Genomic DNA, 18557 nt, shown 5'->3' with positions numbered 1-18557 from the left:
GGTGCCACAGTGGGCGGTATGAACGATCGTCTCCATACCGCCCACACCTACGAGGTGAGGCCGGCCGTGCTCGCCGCGATCCGCGCCGCGCTGGAGGACGCCTTCGACGGCGACCTGGGCGAGGAGGACTGGGAGCACGGCCTCGGCGGCGTCCACGCCTACGTCGAGGACGACGACGGGCGGATCGTGGCGCACGGCAGCGTCGTCATGCGCCGCGTCGTCCACGCCGGGCGCGCCCACCGCGTCGGGTACGTCGAGGCCGTGGGCGTACGGGCGGAGCGCCGCCGCCAGGGGCTGGGCGCCCGTGTGATGGCGGCGCTGGAGGAGGTCGTCGACGGCGCGTACGACTTCGGCGCCCTGTCCGCCTCCGACGAGGGCGCGTCGCTCTACCGCTCGCGCGGCTGGCAGTTGTGGAACGGCCGCGTCGAGGGGTACGGCCCGGGGGGCGTGGTCCACCTGGCGGACGAGGAGGACTGCACGTTCCTGTGCCCCGCCGCCGGACGGCCGCTGCCCGTGCCCGAGGCCGGACCCCTGCAGTTCGACTGGCGGGACGGCGACGTGCTGTGACCCCGCCGCGGCGCGCCCCGGCGGGTGCGCCGTCTCAGATAGTAGGAAGTCCGAGTAATTGTGGAGACAGTGGCGGCGCGCTCGCTTAGCTTTGTAGGAGCCGAACGTCTCGCTCCATCAGCGAACGGCGGACGAGAGCGCGGTGCCCCCGGCAGGCCACCCCTGCGGCAGCGCTCCCCGCCCCTTCCGGCGCCTCCCGAGCATCCGCCCTGTAGAGGAGCCCCGCCATGACCGCTGCCACCGCCGCCCGCCGCGTCCGCCACACGGGCACCCGGCCCACCGAGACCGAGCGCAAGAACGCCGCCGCCGCCCTCCAGCGCGCCCTGGACCGCCGTGACAACGGCGGCTCCACCGGCCACTGACCGGCCCGCCCGGACGGCCGCGCGGCCCCTGCGCCACCGCCCGTCCGGGCGCCGTCCGGCGCACCACCCGTCCGCATGGTGGACGGTCCGTGTCAGGCAATGGGACGAGGAGTAGGGTGCCGCCATGTCTCGCAGCATCAATCTCGCAGTGATCCCCGGTGACGGCATCGGCCAGGAGGTCGTGTCCCAGGGACTCAAGGTCCTTCGCGCGGTCCTCCCGCAGGACGTGAAGCTGGAGACCCGGGAGTACGACCTCGGCGCCCGGCGCTGGCACCGCACGGGGGAGATCCTCCCCGACGCGGAGCTGGAGTCCCTCAAGGGCCACGACGCCATCCTCCTCGGCGCGATCGGCGACCCGTCCGTGCCGCCCGGCGTACTGGAGCGGGGCCTGCTGCTGAAGCTGCGCTTCGCCTTCGACCACTACGTGAACCTGCGCCCGTCGAAGCTCTTCCCGCAGACCGCGACCCCGCTCGCGGGCCGCCCCGACATCGACTTCGTCGTCGTGCGCGAGGGCACCGAGGGCCCGTACACGGGCAACGGCGGCAGCCTGCGCACCGGCACGCCGGCCGAGGTCGCCACGGAGGTCAGCGTCAACACGGCGTACGGCGTCGAGCGGGTCGTCCGCGACGCGTACGAGCGGGCCAAGGCCCGCCCCCGCAAGAAGCTGACGCTCGTCCACAAGAACAACGTCCTCGTCCACGCCGGCCACATGTGGAAGAAGATCTTCGACAAGGTCGGCGAGGAGTACCCCGAGGTCACCACCGACTACCTGCACGTCGACGCCGCGACGATCTTCTTCGTCACGCAACCCGAGCGCTTCGACGTCATCGTCACCGACAACCTCTTCGGCGACATCCTCACCGACCTCGCCGCCGCCGTGACCGGCGGCATCGGCCTGGCCGCGTCCGGCAACATCAACCCGACGGGCGCGTTCCCGTCGATGTTCGAGCCCGTCCACGGTTCCGCACCCGACATCGCGGGCCAGGGCAAGGCCGACCCCACCGCGACCGTCCTCTCCGTCGCGCTGCTCCTCCGCCACCTCGGGTACGAGACCGAGGCCGCCCGCGTCGAGGAGGCGGTCGCCGCCGACCTCACCGAACGGGCCGGCGCCGCCGCGCGCACCACGGACGAGATCGGCGACGCGCTCGCGGTGCGCGTAGCGAACTGACCCGCCGACTGGGACCACCAGACACAGCCGCCGGGTCGCAGCAGCGCCCGGCGGCTTCTCCTGTGCGGCCGCGGGGTGCCACCATCGAACCCCGGACCGCGACCACACCCGTTTCCCCGCCACGACCCCCCGAGCGATAATCGAACGCGGGGCCGCGGCATGCGGTATTGCTCGGACGTCCTAACAGCAGCAGCGTCAGCGGCTGGAGCGGCGGCGTGAGCGCGGTCCGACCCACACACACCGGTGAAGGACACAGCACTCATGACGACGCCCACGACGATCGAGCTCAAGCCCTCCTCGAACCCGCTGTCCGCCGTTCAGCGCGAGGCGATCCTGGCCAGCCCCGGCTTCGGCCGCCACTTCACCGACCACATGGTGACGATCAAGTGGACGGAGGGCCGGGGATGGCACGACGCGCAGCTCACGCCGTACGCGCCGCTCTCCCTCGACCCCGCCAACATGACCCTGCACTACGCGCAGGAGATCTTCGAGGGCCTGAAGGCGTACCGCCGCCCCGACGGCTCGGTCTCGCTGTTCCGCCCCGAGGCCAACGCCGAGCGCTTCCAGCGCTCCGCCCGCCGCCTGGCCATGCCCGAGCTCCCCGTCGAGACGTTCGTCGCCGCGTGCGACGCGCTGGTCCGGCAGGACGTGGAGTGGGTCCCGCCGCACGGCGGCGAGGAGTCCTTGTACCTGCGGCCCTTCATGATCGCCACGGAGGTCGGGCTGGGCGTCCGGCCGGCCAACGAGTACCTGTTCATCGTCATCGCGTCGCCCGCCGGCGCGTACTTCCCGGGCGGCGTCAAGCCGGTCTCCGTCTGGCTGTCGGAGAACTACGTCCGCGCCGTCCCCGGCGGCATGGGCTTCGCCAAGACCGGCGGCAACTACGCCGCGTCCCTGCTCGCCCAGGCCGAGGCCGCGGAGAAGGGCTGCGACCAGGTCGTCTGGCTCGACGCGCTGGAGCACAAGTGGGTCGAGGAGATGGGCGGCATGAACCTGTACTTCGTGTACGGGAACAAGATCGTCACCCCTGAGCTGACCGGCTCCCTCCTGGCGGGCATCACCCGCGACTCCCTGCTCCAGGTCGCCCACGACCTCGGCTACGAGTCGGAGGAGGGTCGCGTCTCCACCGACCAGTGGCGCCGCGACACGGAGAACGGCACCCTCACGGAGGTCTTCGCCTGCGGCACGGCCGCGGTGATCACGCCGGTCGGCACGGTCAAGTCCGCCGGCGGCGAGTGGACGCAGGGCGACGGGCAGCCGGGCGAGGTCACCCTGAAGCTCCGCAAGGCCCTGCTCGACATCCAGACGGGTGCCGCGGAGGACACCCACGGCTGGACCCACCCGGTCGCCTGACCCCCTCGGGAGCCGCGCCCGCCGCGGCCCGCGTCCCGCCTCGCGCGGCCCGCGGGCCCGGCGGGCGCCCCCGTTCCGCACGGGTGCTCCCACGCGCATCCGCACGCCTCGCCTCGCGGCTCACGCGCCGCGCCACCTCGCGCCCTGCCTCGCCGTGCCCCGCGCCTCGTCTCGTCTCACGCCGCCTCGCGCCCCGCCCCGCCTCGCCATCCCCTGGGCCTTGCGCCGCGCCGCCCCGCGCCTCGTCTCACGCCACCGCGCGCCGCGCCGTCTCCCGCCTCGCACCGCCCTGCGCTGCCCCGCCTCGTGCCTCGCGTCACCCTCGCGTCATGCCCCGCGCCGTCCCAGTGCTCCGCCCCGCGCCGCCTCTCTCCGCGACCGCAGGCGCTTCCGATCACCCTTAGAGCGCTGCTCCAATCAGAAGGTCCCTACGAAACCTGCCGTTTTCTTTTCTTGTGGCAGCCGTTTAGAGTGGTGCTCTAAACCTTGTCGTACACGCCAGGAGGTGCGAGGGACGTGCGCCTGACCCCCACCGAACGCGACCGGCTGCTGCTCTTCGGGGCCGCCGAGCTCGCCCGGGCCCGCCGCGCCCGTGGACTGCGGCTCAACGTCCCCGAGGCCACGGCGCTCATCGCCGACACCGTCTGCGAGGCCGCCCGCGACGGCCGGCGCCTCGCGGAGGCCGTCGCGGCGGCCCGCGCGGTCCTCGGCCCGGACGACGTGCTGCCCGGGGTCGCCGACGTGGTCACCGAGGTCCACGTGGAGGCGGTCTTCGACGACGGCTCCCGCCTGGCCGTCGTCACCGACCCGATCGGCGGCCCCTCCGCGGGCCCGGACGCGCCCGGCGCGCTGCTGCCGGGCCCCGGCTACCGGGAGCCGGCCGCGCGGACGACGCTCACCGTGCGCAACACCGCGGCCGTGCCGATCAGCGTCACCTCGCACTTCCACTTCTTCGAGGCCAACCCGCGCCTGCGGTTCGACCGCGCGGCGGCGTACGGGATGCGGCTGTGCGTCCCGGCCGGCTCGTCGGTGCGGTTCGACCCGGGCGGCGAGGCCGAGGTGGGGCTCGTCCCCATCGGCGGCGATCGGGTCGCGATCGGGTTCGCCGGCCTGGTCGACGGGCCGCTGGACGCGCCCGGCGCGAAGGAGGAGGCCCTGCGCAGGGCGGTCGCCTGCGGCTACCTCGGCGCCGACCCCGCACGGGACCGCGAGCCCGGCACCGGAGTGGAGGAGAACGCCTGATGGACCCCTACGAGTACGCCTCCGTGCACGGCCCCCGCGCCGGCGACCGCGTCCGCCTGGGCGACTCCGGGCTGACCGTACGGGTCGAGTCCGACTCCCAGGAGCCCGGCGACGAGTTCCTGGCCGGCTTCGGCAAGACCGCCCGCGACGGGCTGCACCTGAAGGCCGCCGCCGTCCGCGAGACCTGCGACCTCGTCATCAGCAACGTCCTGGTCATCGACGCCGTGCAGGGCATCCGCAAGGTGTCGATCGGCATCCGCGAGGGCCGGATCCACGCCATCGGCCGGGCGGGCAACCCCGACACCCTCGACGGGGTCGACGTCGTCGTCGGGACCGGCACGTCCATCGTCTCCGGCGAGGGACTGATCGCCACCGCCGGCGCCGTCGACACCCACGTCCACCTGCTGTCGCCCCGCATCATGGAGGCGTCGCTGGCCTCCGGCGTGACCACGATCATCGGCCAGGAGTTCGGCCCGGTCTGGGGCGTCGGCGTCAACTCGCCGTGGGCCCTGCGCCACGCCTTCGGCGCCTTCGACGCCTGGCCCGTCAACATCGGCTTCCTCGCCCGCGGGTCGTCGTCCGACGCCGCCCCGCTGGTGGAGGCCCTGGCCGAGGGTGGCGCCTCCGGCTTCAAGGTCCACGAGGACATGGGCGCCCACACCCGCGCCCTCGACACCGCCCTGCGGGTCGCCGAGGAGCACGACGTGCAGGTCGCCCTGCACAGCGACGGACTCAACGAGTGCCTGTCCGTGGAGGACACCCTCAAGGTCCTGGAAGGCCGGACGATCCACGCCTTCCACATCGAGGGCTGCGGCGGCGGCCACGTCCCCAACGTCCTGAAGATGGCGGGCGTCCCCAACGTCATCGGCTCCTCCACCAACCCCACCCTGCCCTTCGGGCGGGACGCGGTCGCCGAGCACTACGGGATGATCGTCTCCGTCCACGACCTGAAGACCGACCTGCCCGGCGACGCCGCCATGGCCCGCGACCGCATCCGGGCCGGGACGATGGGCGCGGAGGACGTCCTGCACGACCTCGGCGCGATCGGCATCACGTCGTCGGACGCGCAGGGCATGGGGAGGGCCGGCGAGACCGTGCGCCGGACCTTCGCCATGGCCGGCAAGATGAAGGCCGAGCTGGGCCCGCTCGACGGCGACGGCGACGGCGACGACAACGCCCGCGTCCTGCGGTACGTCGCCAAGCTCACCATCAACCCGGCCATCGCCCACGGCCTCGCCCACGAGGTCGGCTCGATCGAGATCGGCAAGCTCGCCGACATCGTGCTGTGGCGGCCCGAGTTCTTCGGAGCCAAGCCGCAGCTCGTCCTGAAGTCCGGCTTCCCCGCGTACGGGGTCGTGGGCGACCCGAACGCCGCCACCGACACGTGCGAACCGCTCGTGCTGGGCCCGCAGTTCGGCGCGCACGGCGCGACGGCCGCGGACATCTCCGTCGCGTTCGTCTCCGGTGCGGCGGCCCAGCTCGGCGCCGACCTGATGCCCACCCGCCGCCGGCGCGTCGCCGTGCGCGGCACCCGCGGGATCGGCCCCGGCGACCTGCGCCTCAACTCCCGCATCGGAGAGGTCGCCGTGGACGCCCGCACGGGCCTGGTCACGCTGGACGGCGAACCGGTCCGCTCGGAGCCCGCCGACTCCGTGTCCCTCAACCGCCTCTACTTCCTCTGAGGACCACCCCCATGAGCTTCCGCATGCCCGCCGAGTGGGCGCCCCACGAGCGCACCTGGATGGCGTGGCCCACCGCCAACCCCACCTTCGCCACCCCGGAGGAACTGGCCGCGGCCCGGACGGCATGGGCGGACGTCGCCCGCGCCGTGCGCCGCTTCGAACCGGTGACCATGGTGGTGGCCCCCGGCGACGCCGGTTCGGCCCGCGCCCTCCTCGGCGACGGCGTCGACCTGGTGGAGCGGGACCTGGACGACGCCTGGATGCGGGACATCGGCCCGACGTTCGTCACCGACGGCACCCGGCTCGCCGCCGTCGACTGGGTGTTCAACGGGTGGGGCGCCGCCGACTGGGCCCGCTGGGAGCACGACGCGAAGATCGCCCGCCACGTCGCGGACCTCGCCGGGGCGCCCGTGCAGAGCAGCCCCCTCGTCAACGAGGGCGGCGCGATCCACGTCGACGGCGAGGGCACGGTCCTCCTCACCGACACGGTCCAGCTCGGCCCCGAACGCAACCCCGGCTGGACCCGCGCCCAGGTCGAGGCGGAGGTCCACGCGAGGCTCGGCACCACCAAGGCGATCTGGCTGCCCCGCGGGCTGACCGCCGACTACGGCACGTACGGCACGCGCGGCCACGTCGACATCGTCGCCGCCTTCGCCCGTCCCGGCGTCGTCGTCGTCCACACCCAGCCCGATCCGGCCCACCCCGACCACGAGCCGTGCAAGGAGAACGCCGCCCTCCTCCGCTCCCAGACCGACGCCCGCGGGCGCGCCCTGGAGGTCGTCGAGGTCCCGGCGCCCACCGTCCTCCAGGAGGACGGCGAGTGGGTCGACTACTCGTACATCAACCACTACCTCTGCAACGGCGGCATCGTCCTGTGCGCCTTCGACGACCCCCGCGACGAACTCGCGGCCGGCGTCTTCCGCCGCCTCTTCCCCGACCGCACGGTCACCCTCGTCGACGCCCGCCCCGTCTTCGCGAACGGCGGCGGCATCCACTGCATCACCCAACAGCAGCCGAAGGTCTGAGAAAACCGCTGGTCACGCCATGGGCGCGGCTGACACCCTGCGCCCATGGCCGACCCCACGCCGCACCCCGACCACCGGATCACCCGCATCTACGTCCTGTCCGAGGACGCCTGGCACCTCGAACTCGACCACCGCGACACCCGCTGCCTGATCACCGCGATCGTCCCCGACGAGGACCCGGCGCGGGAGCCGTCGTTCTGCCTCGCCGCACCCGCCGGGGACCACCACGTGCCCCACGCGGTGATGCGCTGGTTCATGGACGAGGTGGCCGAGGAGATCCGGCGGGTCCGCGGCTGGACCGAACTGCCGCCCGCCGCCGTCGACACGGTGGTGGCCCTGCGCGAGGTGGTCGCCGACGGCTGGGACGACGAGGACGGCCCGGCGCTGCTCGCCCTGCTCTCCGGCGTCCTGCCCGCCGACCAGGTGGCCGCCGTCGTCCTGGAGGTCCTGAGCGCCGACACGACCGCCCTGGCCGGCCGCCCGCCGGCCCCCGGCGCGGTCGCCGCGCTCCGGGAGCGGATGGCCGGGGCCGGCTGGAGATCGGGTACAACGGACGGGTGAACGACGTCAAAGCCCGCGCCGCCCGGCGCCGCAACACCGCGCCGCCCCGTGAGGAGGTGCTCGCCGCCGCCATGGCGACCATCGCCGAGCGGGGGCTGGAGGGCCTCACCATGGCCGGGCTCGGCCGGGAGGTCGGCATGAGCAGCGGCCACCTCCTCTACTACTTCCGCACCAAGGACGAGCTGCTCCTGCGGACCCTGGAGTGGAGCGAGGGCCGCCTCGGCGCGCAGCGCAGCGCCCTGCTGTCGCGGCAGGACCTCCCGGTCGCCGGCCGCCTCACCGCGTACGTCGAGCTGTACGTCCCCGGCGGGCCCCGCGACCCGCACTGGACGCTCTGGCTGGAGGTGTGGAACCGCTCGCAGGGCGCCGACGCCTCGGCGCGCGACCGGCAGGCGGCCATCGAGGGGGCCTGGCACCGCGATCTCGTCGCGCTCATCGCCGAGGGCATCTCGCGCGGCGAACTGCGCCGGGTCGACCCCGACCGGTACGCGGCCCGGCTGCGCGCCCTGCTCGACGGGTTCAGCGTCCACGTCGCCGTGGGCATCCCGGGCACCGGCCGCGACCAGGTGCTCGCCCACGTGCGCGAGCACATCGAGGAGACGCTGCTCCGGAGGGCTTGACCGCATCGTGAGACCCCTGCCCAGGAAGCGGCCCTCCTGTGGCACACTGCCCCCGTGCTCGCGAACCCGATGATTATCGGCAGCGGCGCGCCGGTCCGCAGTGACCGCTGAGCCCGACGGCAACCCCGTCGCGGCGGCGGACACCGTGTCCCAGACCCGCGCGCAGACCTCTCGCACCCGCGAGGGGTCTTTTCGTTTTCCGGGCCCCACCCGAGGGCCCGCGGCGAGCGCGCGACAATGGGGCGGGCGGAACCGGCCATTCCCCCGTCCGGGCCCCGCCCCGCGGGCCGGCGCGGGCGGGAACCCCACCGGAGCCACATCCGACAGGAGCAGGACAGCCATGACCACGGATCAGCCCGTCGACGACGGCTTCCACGTCTTCGACACGACACTGCGCGACGGCGCCCAGCGCGAGGGCATCAACCTCACCGTCGCCGACAAGCTGACCATCGCCCGGCACCTGGACGACTTCGGTGTGGGCTTCATCGAGGGCGGCTGGCCCGGCGCCAACCCGCGCGACACGGAGTTCTTCGCCCGCGCGCTCGCCGAGATCGACTTCAAGCACGCCCAGCTCGTCGCCTTCGGCGCCACCCGCCGCGCCGGCATCCAGGCCGCCGAGGACCCGCAGGTCAAGGCGCTCCTCGACTCCGGCGCCCCGGTGATCACGCTGGTCGCCAAGTCCCACGACCGCCACGTCGAGCTGGCGCTGCGCACCACGCTCGACGAGAACCTCGCCATGATCCGCGACACCGTCGCCCACCTGCGCGAGCAGGGCCGCCGCGTCTTCGTCGACTGCGAGCACTTCTTCGACGGCTACCGGGCGAACCCCGAGTACGCCAAGGCCGTCGTCCGCGCCGCCCACGAGGCGGGCGCCGACGTGGTCGTCCTGTGCGACACCAACGGCGGCATGCTCCCGCCGCAGGTGCGGGACGTCGTCGCCGCCGTCCTCGCCGACACCGGCGCCCGCCTCGGCATCCACGCCCAGGACGACACCGGCTGCGCCGTCGCCAACACCCTCGCGGCCGTCGACGGCGGCGCCACCCACGTCCAGTGCACCGCCAACGGCTACGGCGAGCGCGTCGGCAACGCGAACCTCTTCCCCGTGGTCGCGGCCCTGGAGCTGAAGTACGGCCGCCGCGTCCTGCCCGAGGGCTCCCTGGCGGAGATGACGCGGATCTCCCACGCCATCGCGGAGGTCGTCAACCTCACCCCCTCCACCCACCAGCCGTACGTCGGCGTCTCCGCCTTCGCCCACAAGGCGGGCCTCCACGCCTCCGCGATCAAGGTCGACCCGGACCTGTACCAGCACATCGACCCCGAGCGCGTCGGCAACACGATGCGCATGCTGGTCTCCGACATGGCCGGCCGCGCGTCGGTCGAGCTCAAGGGCAAGGAACTGGGCATCGACCTGGGCGACGACCGCGAGCTGGTCGGCCGCGTCGTCGACCGCGTCAAGGACCGGGAGCTGCGCGGCTACACGTACGAGGCGGCGGACGCGTCGTTCGAGCTCCTTCTCCGCGAGGAGGTCGAGGGCCGCCCCCTGCGCTTCTTCCGCACGGAGTCATGGCGGGCCATCGTCGAGGACCGCCCCGACGGCACCCACGCCAACGAGGCGACGGTGAAGGTGTGGGCGGCCGGCGAGCGCATCGTCGCCACGGCGGAGGGCAACGGTCCGGTGAACGCCCTGGACCGGGCGCTGCTGGCGGCCCTGGAGCGGATCCACCCGCAGATGGCCAAGTTCGAGCTGGTCGACTACAAGGTGCGCATCCTGGAGGGCCGCCACGGCACCGAGTCCACGACCCGCGTCCTGATCACGACCAGCGACGGCGACGCCGAGTGGTCGACGGTCGGCGTCGGCGAGAACGTGATCGCGGCGTCGTGGCAGGCGCTGGTGGACGCGTACACGTACGGCCTGCTGAGGGCGGGCGTGGAGCCGACGGAGAAGTAGCGCCACCGGAGGGCTCAAATCCCCCCATATGGGGTAGCTTCGATGGTATGAGGAGAAACCCCCTCTCCCTCGTGTCGGCCGTGGCGGGCCTGGTGCTCCTGCTCCTCCTGGCCCTGGCCCCCGCTGCGGCCGGCAAGGCGTCGGACGGGGTGCGGGAGGCCGCCGCCGCGCTCCGGCAGGGCCCCGTCTACGTGCACCCGGCGGCGGCCGGCGAACTGCCGCCGCCCGAGGCCGAGGCGCTGGAGCGCAAGATCCTCGACGCGGACAAGCCCCTGATGGTGGCCGTCCTGCCGGACACGGACGCGTTCCCGGAGGAGACCCTCCTGCGCGACCTGCGCACCCTCACAGGCATGACCGGCGTGTACGCCGTCCGCCTGGGCGACGCCTTCGACGCGGGTGCCGACCGGGCGGTGCTCTCCCCCCGGGCGGTGGACAACCTCGTGTCGGCGGTCCGCCAGCCCGGCGTGGACGCGGCGACGGAGCTGAACGCCTTCGTCGACCAGGCCCTGCCGCAGACGCGCGGCTCGGCGCCGTCCTCCTGGGCGGGCGTGCCGACCGACGGCGCGCCGGTCGGCGGTCTGGTGACCATCGGCGTACTGCTCGCGGCGACGGCGGCGGGCGTGTCGCTGATGACCGTCCGCAGCCGCAACCGCAGCCGGTCCGAGGAGCGCGAGGCCCTGGAGAAGCTCCGCGTCGTCGTCGACGAGGACATCACCGCGTACGGCGAGGAACTGGACCGCCTGGACTTCCACCCGGCGGACCCGGCCGCCGACGACGCGATGCGCCGCGACTACGAACGCGCCCTGGACGCGTACGACGAGGCGAAGCAGCTCATGGCCGGGGCCCGCCACCCCCACGACGTCCGGGGCGTGACCGAGGCCCTCGCGGACGGCCGCCACGCGCTGGCCGTCCTCACCGCCCGCCGCGAGGGCCGCCCGCTTCCCGAGCGGCGGGCACCCTGCTTCTTCGACCCCCGCCACGGTCCCTCGGTGGCGGACGTCCCCTGGACCCCGCACGGCGGCACCCCCCGCGACGTACCGGTCTGCGCGGCGGACGAGGCCCGCGTCCGGGCGGGCCAGGACCCGGCGGCCCGCCAGGTCACCACCGAGTGGGGTCCCCGCCCGTACTGGGAGGCGGGACCGGTGTACGGCCCCTGGGCGGGCGGCTACTACGGCGGCGCGCTCCTGCCCGGCCTCCTGATCGGCACGATGCTCGGCAGCACCCTCGCGACCCCCGCGTACGCGGGCGAGTATGGCGGCGAGGGCTACGACTCCTTCGCAGGCGGCGACTTCTCCGGCGGCGACTACGACGCCTCGGACTTCGGCGGCGACTTCGGCGGCGACTTCGGCGGGGGAGGCGGATTCGGCGGCGGCGGGGGAGGCGGCGACTTCGGCGGCGGGTTCTGACCCCTCCCCGCCCGCGGCACGGCCGGAGAGGGGGACGCCGTCAGGCGACGGGGACGCGGGGAGCCCGCTCCCCGGAGGCCCGGGGCTGCGGGCCCGCCCTGCGCAGGCGGCGTTCCAGGGGGTGCTCCACGCAGTGGTACGCGGCGGCCGCCAGCGCCAGACTCACGGCGATCACCAGGAGCCAGAGGAGGGCCGTGGCCACCAGGCCCTCCGGGCGCCCGTGCACGCCGACCCACACGCGGATCACGATCTCGTGGACCAGGTACCAGGCGAACGACCAGTGCCCCAGCCGAATCGCCCACCGCCCGCCCAGACCGGTTCGGCGCCCTTCCCGGTCCGCGTGCGCGGCGGCGGCGACCAGGAGGGCGAAGAGGGGGGCGGAGAGCAACTGCGACGCCTGGTACGGGCTGTACCAAAGAGCGTCCGGCACCGCCCGCGACCAGGGGACCAGCGCCAGGTGCCAGACGGCGACCAGCGCGACGGCCGCGCCCGGGGAGACCGGCGGCCGCCAGCCGCGCGCCACGGCGAGCCCGGCCGCGACGCCGAGGAGGAACTGCAGGGTGCGGGTGATCGGGAAGTACCCGAGCGCCCACGACCGTACGACCGGATCGGCGATCACCGCCCCGCAGAGCCACACGGCCAGTACGCCCGCGCACGCTGCGACCGCGACGGCCAGGCGCCCGCGCGCCGACCGCGTCCACGGCAGCGCCGTCAGCAGCGGGAACAGCAGGTAGAACCACGCCTCGTCGCTCAGCGACCAGGCGGCCGGGTTGCCGCCCCGCAGCAGGTCGGAGTCGGGCAGCCAGGCGTTGACGAGGAGCAGTGTCGCGGCGACGGCCCGCGGGGCCACATCCGTCCCCAGCGCGGCGTACGCCGCCACGGACAGCGCCGTCGTCACGGCGAGCAGCGGCCAGATCCGGGCGAACCGCCGCCACAGGAAGACCGTGGCCGGCACGCGCTGCCCGTCGTACGTCCACGCCAGGACGAACCCGGACAGGACGAAGAAGAACGTCACGCCACTGCGGCCGTACCACGTGACCTCGCTGATCCCGGGGATCTCACCGGCCTGGCGGGACAGGTGGTACAGGACCACCACGAGGGCGGCCCAGAAGCGCAGACCGGTCAGGGAGGGGAGGCGGTCCCGGCCGGACAGGTCCGTGGCGGGCCGACGGCCGGGGTGGGCGGTGCGTCGCATCCCGCGATTATCGGTGAGGGCTCCGGGGCGGGGCGGCGGGGGCCCGGTCGCGGGGCGGGGACGGGCGGCGGGGCCGCACGACGCCCAGCGCCCGCCCCGGCCGCCGGTCGGCGGTGGGCGGGCGCTGTGTGGGGGAGCCCGGAGAAGCGGGCGGGGGTCACGCCGTGCGGATCGCGGAGATCTCGAACGTCAGCTTGATCTTGTCGCTGACCAGCACGCCCCCCGTCTCCAGCGCCGCGTTCCAGGTCAGGCCCCAGTCGGAGCGCAGGATCTCGGCCTTGCCCTCGAAGCCGACGCGCTCGTTGCCGAACGGGTCCTTCGCGGCGCCGTTGAACTCCAGGCCGATGGCGACCGGGCGGGTCACGCCCTTGATCGTCAGGTCGCCGGTGACGCGGTAGTCCGTGCCGCCCAGCGCCTCCGCGGAGGTGGAACGGAACGTCATCTCCGGGAACTGCTCGGCGTCGAAGAAGTCGGCGCCGCGCAGGTGCCCGTCGCGGTCGGCGCTGCCGGTGTCGACGGAGGCCATCCGGATGTCGAGCGAGGCGGAGGAGGCCGACGGGTCCGCGCCGTCGAGGACCAGGGTGCCGTCGTAGTCGGTGAAGGCGCCGCGGACGTTCGTGACCATCGCGTGGCGCGCGGTGAAGCCGATCGTGCTGTGCGCGGCGTCGATCGTGTACGTGCCGGTCAGCGCGGCCAGCGACGGGTCGACGGCCGGGGCGGTGGGGGTGGCGGTCCGCGTACCGGTGTTGCGGTTGAACAGGCCCATGACGTGCTCCTTCGAGAAGATTCGTGCGTTCGTTGAAGATTGAACTATCTCGACCATAGCCCTATTCCGTTCAATCTTCAACAACTTCTTCCGGGGCGTCCCCCTCCGCGTGGCTCGCCCTCCCCGCGCCCCCTCGCCGCCACAATCCGACCGTGCCCGCCCGCTCCCGCCGCGCCTTCCTCGCCGCCGCCACCGCGGCCGCCACCGCCCTCCCGGTCCCCGCCCTCGCCGCCGCCGGCGGCGACCCCCGGACCCTCGCCTGCGACGCCCTCCGCCTCCGCTGGCTCACCCTCCAGCTCGGCACCGGCTACGACCCCGCCGCCGAGCCCTACGCCACCCGCCTCGCCGCGACCGGCGCCCTCGCCGCCCGCCACCGGGCCACCATGGCCCCCGCCGCCGGCTCCCTCTGGCCCGCCGACCCCTTCGACCCGCCCGCCGGCATCACCCGCTCGTACCGCCGCCTCTGGACCATGGCCCAGGCGTACGTCCAACCCGGCACCGGCCGCACCGGCGACCCCGCCCTCCTCGACGCCGTCCACACCGGCCTCGACCACCTCGCCGCCCGCGTCTACCACCCCGCCACCACCCCCTACGGCAACTGGTGGGAATGGCAGATCGGCGTCCCCCACCTCCTCCTCGACACGGTCGCCGCCCTCCACGACCACCTGACACCCGGTCACACCGAAGCCGCGTGCGCCGCCGTCGACCACTTCGTCCCGGACACCGCCCTCCTCGACTACTCCGGCACCTCCACCGGCGCCAACCGCGTCGACCTGTGCCGCTCCGTCGCCCTGCGCGGCGTCCTCGGCCGCCGCCCCGACAGGCTGGCCCTCGCCCGCGACGCGCTGTCACCCGTCTTCCCGCACGTGACCCGTGGCGACGGGCTGTACGAGGACGGCAGCTTCGTCCAGCACGGCACGGTCCCGTACACCGGCACGTACGGCCAGGTCCTCCTCGACGGCCTCGCCCGCCTCTTCGCGCTCCTCGCCGGCTCCCCCTGGGAGGTCACCGACCCGGCCCGGCACACCGTCCTCGACGCCGTCGAGCGCGCGTACGCCCCCCTCCTGCGCAACGGCCTGATGATGGACGCCGTCAACGGCCGCGCCGTCAGCCGCGGCGTCCTGCGCGGCGACCCCGGCGTCCTGCGCGGCGACCACTACCACGGCCACGGCGTCATCGCCGCGATCGCCCTCCTCGCGGACGGCGCCGCCCCCGCCCGACGCGAGCGCTGGCACTCCCTCGTCAAGGGCTGGATCGCGCGCGACACGGTCAGCCCCGTCCTGACCGCCCCGCGCTTCGGCGTCGCGGACCTCGCCCGGCTCCACGCCGTCGCCGCCTCGCCCGTGCCCGCCGCCCCCGAACCCACCGGCCACACCCTGTTCGCCGCCATGGACCGGGCCGTCCACCGCCGCCCCGGCTGGGCCGCCTGCGTCGCCATGGCCTCCGACCGCATCGCCCACTACGAGTGCGGCAACGGCGAGAACCCGCGCGGCTGGCACACCGGGGCCGGCATGCTCTCCTGGTGGGGGCCCGGCCCCGGCACCGCCGGCGACGGCCAGTACACCGACTGGTTCTGGCCCACCGTCGACCCCTACCGGCTTCCCGGCACCACCGTCTCCACCCGGCGCCTGCGCGACCGGGAAGGCGGCGAATGGGGCGCCCCCCGGCCGGACGTCCGCTGGGTCGGAGGGGTGACGGACGGCGAGTACGCCGCGATCGGCCAGCACCTGCGCGGCCTCGGCTCCACCCTGGAGGCCCGCAAGTCCTGGTTCTGCGCCGCCGACGCCGTCATCTGCCTCGGCGCGGGCATCACCTGCGCCGACGGCGTCCCCGTCGAGACCGTCGTCGACAACCGCAACCTCGGCGAGGCCGGCGACGCCCGGTTCACCACCGGCCCCGGCTGGGCCCACCTCGAAGGCCACGGCGGCTGGGTCCTGCCCCCCGGACCCGCCCGCCTGCGCACCCTGCGCGAGGACCGCGCCGGCGCCTGGCGCGACATCAACACCGCCTCCAGCGCCGAGCGCCGCACCCGCCGCTACCAGACCCTCTGGCTCGACCACGGCACCGACCCCGCCGACACGGTGTACGCCTATCTGGTGATGCCCGGCGCCACCCGCCGCGCCGTCGCCGCCCGCGCCGCCGACCCGCACTGGCTGGAGGTCCTCGACAACACCGCCGCCCGCCAGGCCGTCCGCGTCCGCGCCCTGGGCCTCACCTTCGCCACCTTCTGGCGGCCCGGCACCATCGGCCCCCTCACCGCCACCGCCCCGGCCGCCGTCCTCGTGCGGCGGCACGGCCGCACCGCCACCCTCCACGTCGGCGAGCCGCCCCGCACCGGCCGCCCCCTGGAGATCACCTGGCACCGCCCGGTCCGCCGGGTCCTCACGCACGACCCGTCCGTCCGGGTACTCTCCACCGGGCCCGCCCTACGGCTGCGGATCGCCCCCGGCACCGCCTGCGCCGCGCACCGCTGCGAGGCGCTCCTCGCCTGATCCGACGGCCCCCAGCCCGTACCACCGCCAGGGCGTTGTGGGAAACCCACAAGACGACAGGGCCGAATGCTGGTACTTCGCCTGCCCCCCGACCCGGTTCTGTTCAGGGCGCACAGCAGAACAGTCCGGAGACTGTACGGAGTCAACGGCGGGATTTGCTCGGTCGGCTCCGTAGGGTCAGTACATGACCGTTGTGGACGAAACCCAGGGAGAGCCCGCCGACGCCCGCGGACGGGTGGCCGAGCTGCTCGCCCTGCGCGAGGAGGCCCGGCGCGGCCCGAGTGAGCGCGCCACCGAGGCGCAGCACGCCAAGGGCAAGCTGACCGCCCGCGAGCGCATCGAACTCCTGCTGGACGAGGGGTCGTTCCGGGAGGTCGAGCAGTTGCGCCGGCACCGGGCGACCGGATTCGGCCTGGAGGCCAAGAAGCCCTACACCGACGGTGTCATCACCGGGTGGGGCACGGTCGACGGCCGTACGGTCTTCGTCTACGCGCACGACTTCCGGATCTTCGGCGGCGCCCTCGGCGAGGCCCACGCCACCAAGATCCACAAGATCATGGACATGGCCATCGCGGCCGGCGCCCCGCTCGTGTCGCTGAACGACGGGGCCGGCGCCCGCATCCAGGAGGGCGTCTCCGCCCTCGCAGGGTACGGCGGCATCTTCCAGCGCAACACCAAGGCGTCCGGGGTCATCCCACAGATCTCCGTGATGCTCGGCCCCTGCGCCGGCGGCGCGGCCTACAGCCCCGCCCTCACGGACTTCGTCTTCATGGTCCGCGACACCTCGCAGATGTTCATCACCGGCCCCGACGTCGTCAAGGCCGTCACCGGTGAGGAGATCACGCAGAACGGGCTCGGCGGCGCCGACGTCCACGCCGAGACCTCCGGCGTCGCGCACTTCGCGTACGACGACGAGGAGACCTGCATCGCCGAGGTCCGCTACCTCCTGTCGATGCTCCCGCAGAACAACCGCGAGACCCCGCCGGTCCACCCCAGTGACGACCCCGCCGACCGGCGCGGCGACGTCCTGCTGGACCTCGTGCCCGCCGACGGCAACCGGCCGTACGACATGCACAAGGTCATCGAGGAGATCGTCGACGACGGCGACTACCTGGAGGTCCACGAGCGCTGGGCCCGCAACATCGTCTGCGCCCTCGCCCGCCTCGACGGCCAGGTCGTCGGCATCGTCGCGAACCAGCCGCAGACCCTCGCCGGCGTCCTGGACATCGAGGCGTCCGAGAAGGCCGCCCGCTTCGTCCAGATGTGCGACGCGTTCAACATCCCGATCATCACGTTCCTCGACGTGCCCGGCTTCCTGCCCGGCGTCGACCAGGAGCACGGCGGCATCATCCGCCACGGCGCCAAGCTGCTGTACGCGTACTGCAACGCCACCGTGCCGCGCATCTCGCTGATCCTGCGCAAGGCGTACGGCGGCGCGTACATCGTCATGGACTCCCAGTCCATCGGTGCCGACCTCACCTACGCCTGGCCGACCAACGAGATCGCCGTCATGGGCGCCGAGGGCGCCGCCAACGTCATCTTCCGCCGGCAGATCGCCGACGCCGAGGACCCCGAGGCCATGCGCGCCCGCATGGTCAAGGAGTACAAGGCCGAGCTGATGCACCCGTACTACGCCGCGGAGCGCGGCCTGGTCGACGACGTCATCGACCCGGCCGAGACCCGCGAGGTGCTCATCCGGTCCCTCGCCATGCTCCGCACCAAGCACGCCGACCTGCCGTCCCGCAAGCACGGCAACCCGCCGCAGTAACGAGGAGAACCCGTGACCACGCCCCTGGCAGACGCCTCCCTCCTCCGGGTCGAGAAGGGCCACGCCGCCCCCGAGGAACTCGCCGCCCTCACCGCCGTCCTCCTGGCCCGCGCGGGCGCCCGCACCGCCGCGGCGGAGGCCGCCCCGTCGCACCGCGCCCGCACCACGGTCGGCTGGCGCCGCCCGCAGTGGCAGTCCGGCTTCCGGGCGCCGCACTCCTGGCAGGGCTGACACCCCGCCGCCCGTACGTGCCGAAGGGCCCCGCACCCGTGACGGGTGCGGGGCCCTTCGGCGTGGGCGCGGGGCGCACGGCACCGCCGCGGACGAACGGCGGGGGCCCGCCGCACCGACGACCGGTGGGGCGGGCCCCGCGAGGAGAACCGTGGGACGTGCTACCGCAGT

The 18557-nt window shown here is 74.1% G+C and carries 16 protein-coding genes; 14 read left to right on the top strand and 2 right to left on the bottom strand.

Going from position 1 to position 18557, the window contains the following annotated elements; genetic code table 11:
• The first annotated feature begins 18 nt into the window (after positions 1 to 18).
• The 11 genes from RND61_RS00080 (at position 19) to RND61_RS00030 (ending at position 11934) form a co-directional block, all read left to right on the top strand.
• Positions 19 to 567: a GNAT family N-acetyltransferase gene (locus tag RND61_RS00080; protein ID WP_315875493.1), complete on the top strand. Its 549-nt coding sequence runs from the start codon at positions 19 to 21 to the stop codon at positions 565 to 567.
• A gap of 227 nt (positions 568 to 794) precedes the next feature.
• The gene (locus RND61_RS00075; RefSeq protein ID WP_315875492.1) at positions 795 to 929 is read left to right on the top strand and encodes a hypothetical protein; all 135 of its coding nucleotides are present in this window, start codon (positions 795 to 797) and stop codon (positions 927 to 929) included.
• A gap of 124 nt (positions 930 to 1053) precedes the next feature.
• A complete protein-coding gene (locus RND61_RS00070) occupies positions 1054 to 2097 on the top strand; it encodes a 3-isopropylmalate dehydrogenase (RefSeq protein WP_315875491.1) in 1044 nt (347 codons plus the stop codon).
• A 261-nt stretch (positions 2098 to 2358) separates the two neighbouring features.
• Positions 2359 to 3450 (top strand): branched-chain amino acid aminotransferase, encoded by a 1092-nt coding sequence (locus RND61_RS00065; RefSeq protein WP_315875490.1) that lies wholly within the window; start codon positions 2359 to 2361, stop codon positions 3448 to 3450.
• Positions 3451 to 3966: 516 nt separating this feature from the next.
• Entirely contained in the window at positions 3967 to 4692 is a 726-nt protein-coding gene (ureA, locus tag RND61_RS00060; protein WP_315875489.1) for an urease subunit gamma, read from the top strand.
• A complete protein-coding gene (locus RND61_RS00055) occupies positions 4692 to 6374 on the top strand; it encodes an urease subunit alpha (protein ID WP_315875488.1) in 1683 nt (560 codons plus the stop codon). The genes ureA and RND61_RS00055 overlap by 1 nt, the downstream gene beginning before the upstream one ends.
• 11 nt (positions 6375 to 6385) lie before the next feature.
• Positions 6386 to 7399 (top strand): agmatine deiminase family protein, encoded by a 1014-nt coding sequence (locus RND61_RS00050; protein ID WP_315875487.1) that lies wholly within the window; start codon positions 6386 to 6388, stop codon positions 7397 to 7399.
• 45 nt (positions 7400 to 7444) lie between these two features.
• Positions 7445 to 7960 carry a hypothetical protein gene (locus RND61_RS00045; RefSeq protein ID WP_315875486.1) on the top strand — a complete coding sequence of 172 codons (516 nt, stop codon included), beginning with the start codon at positions 7445 to 7447 and terminating at the stop codon, positions 7958 to 7960.
• A gap of 71 nt (positions 7961 to 8031) precedes the next feature.
• Entirely contained in the window at positions 8032 to 8580 is a 549-nt protein-coding gene (locus tag RND61_RS00040; RefSeq protein WP_315875867.1) for a TetR/AcrR family transcriptional regulator, read from the top strand.
• A gap of 340 nt (positions 8581 to 8920) precedes the next feature.
• Entirely contained in the window at positions 8921 to 10528 is a 1608-nt protein-coding gene (gene cimA / locus RND61_RS00035) for a citramalate synthase (protein WP_315875485.1), read from the top strand.
• Between the two features lie 47 nt (positions 10529 to 10575).
• On the top strand, positions 10576 to 11934 hold the full coding sequence (locus tag RND61_RS00030) for a hypothetical protein (RefSeq protein WP_315875484.1): 1359 nt from the start codon (positions 10576 to 10578) through the stop codon (positions 11932 to 11934).
• Between the two features lie 40 nt (positions 11935 to 11974).
• Here RND61_RS00030 and RND61_RS00025 read toward each other — a convergent pair whose 3' ends face one another.
• Positions 11975 to 13129, bottom strand: a complete 1155-nt coding sequence (locus RND61_RS00025; RefSeq protein WP_315875483.1) for an acyltransferase family protein — start codon at positions 13127 to 13129, stop codon at positions 11975 to 11977.
• Between the two features lie 157 nt (positions 13130 to 13286).
• Positions 13287 to 13895 carry a YceI family protein gene (locus RND61_RS00020; RefSeq protein ID WP_315875866.1) on the bottom strand — a complete coding sequence of 203 codons (609 nt, stop codon included), beginning with the start codon at positions 13893 to 13895 and terminating at the stop codon, positions 13287 to 13289.
• A gap of 152 nt (positions 13896 to 14047) precedes the next feature.
• Here RND61_RS00020 and RND61_RS00015 point away from each other — a divergent pair, with 152 nt between their 5' ends.
• The 3 genes from RND61_RS00015 (at position 14048) to RND61_RS00005 (ending at position 18386) form a co-directional block, all read left to right on the top strand.
• Positions 14048 to 16387 (top strand): polysaccharide lyase 8 family protein, encoded by a 2340-nt coding sequence (locus RND61_RS00015; RefSeq protein ID WP_315875482.1) that lies wholly within the window; start codon positions 14048 to 14050, stop codon positions 16385 to 16387.
• 184 nt (positions 16388 to 16571) lie between these two features.
• Positions 16572 to 18155, top strand: a complete 1584-nt coding sequence (locus RND61_RS00010; RefSeq protein WP_315875481.1) for an acyl-CoA carboxylase subunit beta — start codon at positions 16572 to 16574, stop codon at positions 18153 to 18155.
• Positions 18156 to 18167: 12 nt separating this feature from the next.
• Positions 18168 to 18386 carry an acyl-CoA carboxylase epsilon subunit gene (locus tag RND61_RS00005; protein WP_315875480.1) on the top strand — a complete coding sequence of 73 codons (219 nt, stop codon included), beginning with the start codon at positions 18168 to 18170 and terminating at the stop codon, positions 18384 to 18386.
• Positions 18387 to 18557: the final 171 nt, after the last annotated feature.

Origin of the sequence: Streptomyces tamarix (assembly GCF_032423885.1) — a bacterium.
In the GTDB taxonomy this organism is placed as follows: domain Bacteria; phylum Actinomycetota; class Actinomycetes; order Streptomycetales; family Streptomycetaceae; genus Streptomyces; species Streptomyces tamarix.
The sequence above is the reverse complement of the archived record's forward strand: the minus strand, read 5'-3'. Positions and strand labels throughout refer to the sequence as shown.

Coding starts and splice junctions, on each gene's coding strand:
- RND61_RS00080 (WP_315875493.1), top strand. CDS start 19: ATGAACGATCGTCTCCATACCGCCCACACCTACGAGGTGAGGCCGGCC.
- RND61_RS00075 (WP_315875492.1), top strand. CDS start 795: ATGACCGCTGCCACCGCCGCCCGCCGCGTCCGCCACACGGGCACCCGG.
- RND61_RS00070 (WP_315875491.1), top strand. CDS start 1,054: ATGTCTCGCAGCATCAATCTCGCAGTGATCCCCGGTGACGGCATCGGC.
- RND61_RS00065 (WP_315875490.1), top strand. CDS start 2,359: ATGACGACGCCCACGACGATCGAGCTCAAGCCCTCCTCGAACCCGCTG.
- RND61_RS00055 (WP_315875488.1), top strand. CDS start 4,692: ATGGACCCCTACGAGTACGCCTCCGTGCACGGCCCCCGCGCCGGCGAC.
- RND61_RS00050 (WP_315875487.1), top strand. CDS start 6,386: ATGAGCTTCCGCATGCCCGCCGAGTGGGCGCCCCACGAGCGCACCTGG.
- RND61_RS00045 (WP_315875486.1), top strand. CDS start 7,445: ATGGCCGACCCCACGCCGCACCCCGACCACCGGATCACCCGCATCTAC.
- RND61_RS00040 (WP_315875867.1), top strand. CDS start 8,032: ATGGCGACCATCGCCGAGCGGGGGCTGGAGGGCCTCACCATGGCCGGG.
- cimA (WP_315875485.1), top strand. CDS start 8,921: ATGACCACGGATCAGCCCGTCGACGACGGCTTCCACGTCTTCGACACG.
- RND61_RS00030 (WP_315875484.1), top strand. CDS start 10,576: ATGAGGAGAAACCCCCTCTCCCTCGTGTCGGCCGTGGCGGGCCTGGTG.
- RND61_RS00025 (WP_315875483.1), bottom strand. CDS start 13,129: ATGCGACGCACCGCCCACCCCGGCCGTCGGCCCGCCACGGACCTGTCC.
- RND61_RS00020 (WP_315875866.1), bottom strand. CDS start 13,895: ATGGGCCTGTTCAACCGCAACACCGGTACGCGGACCGCCACCCCCACC.
- RND61_RS00010 (WP_315875481.1), top strand. CDS start 16,572: ATGACCGTTGTGGACGAAACCCAGGGAGAGCCCGCCGACGCCCGCGGA.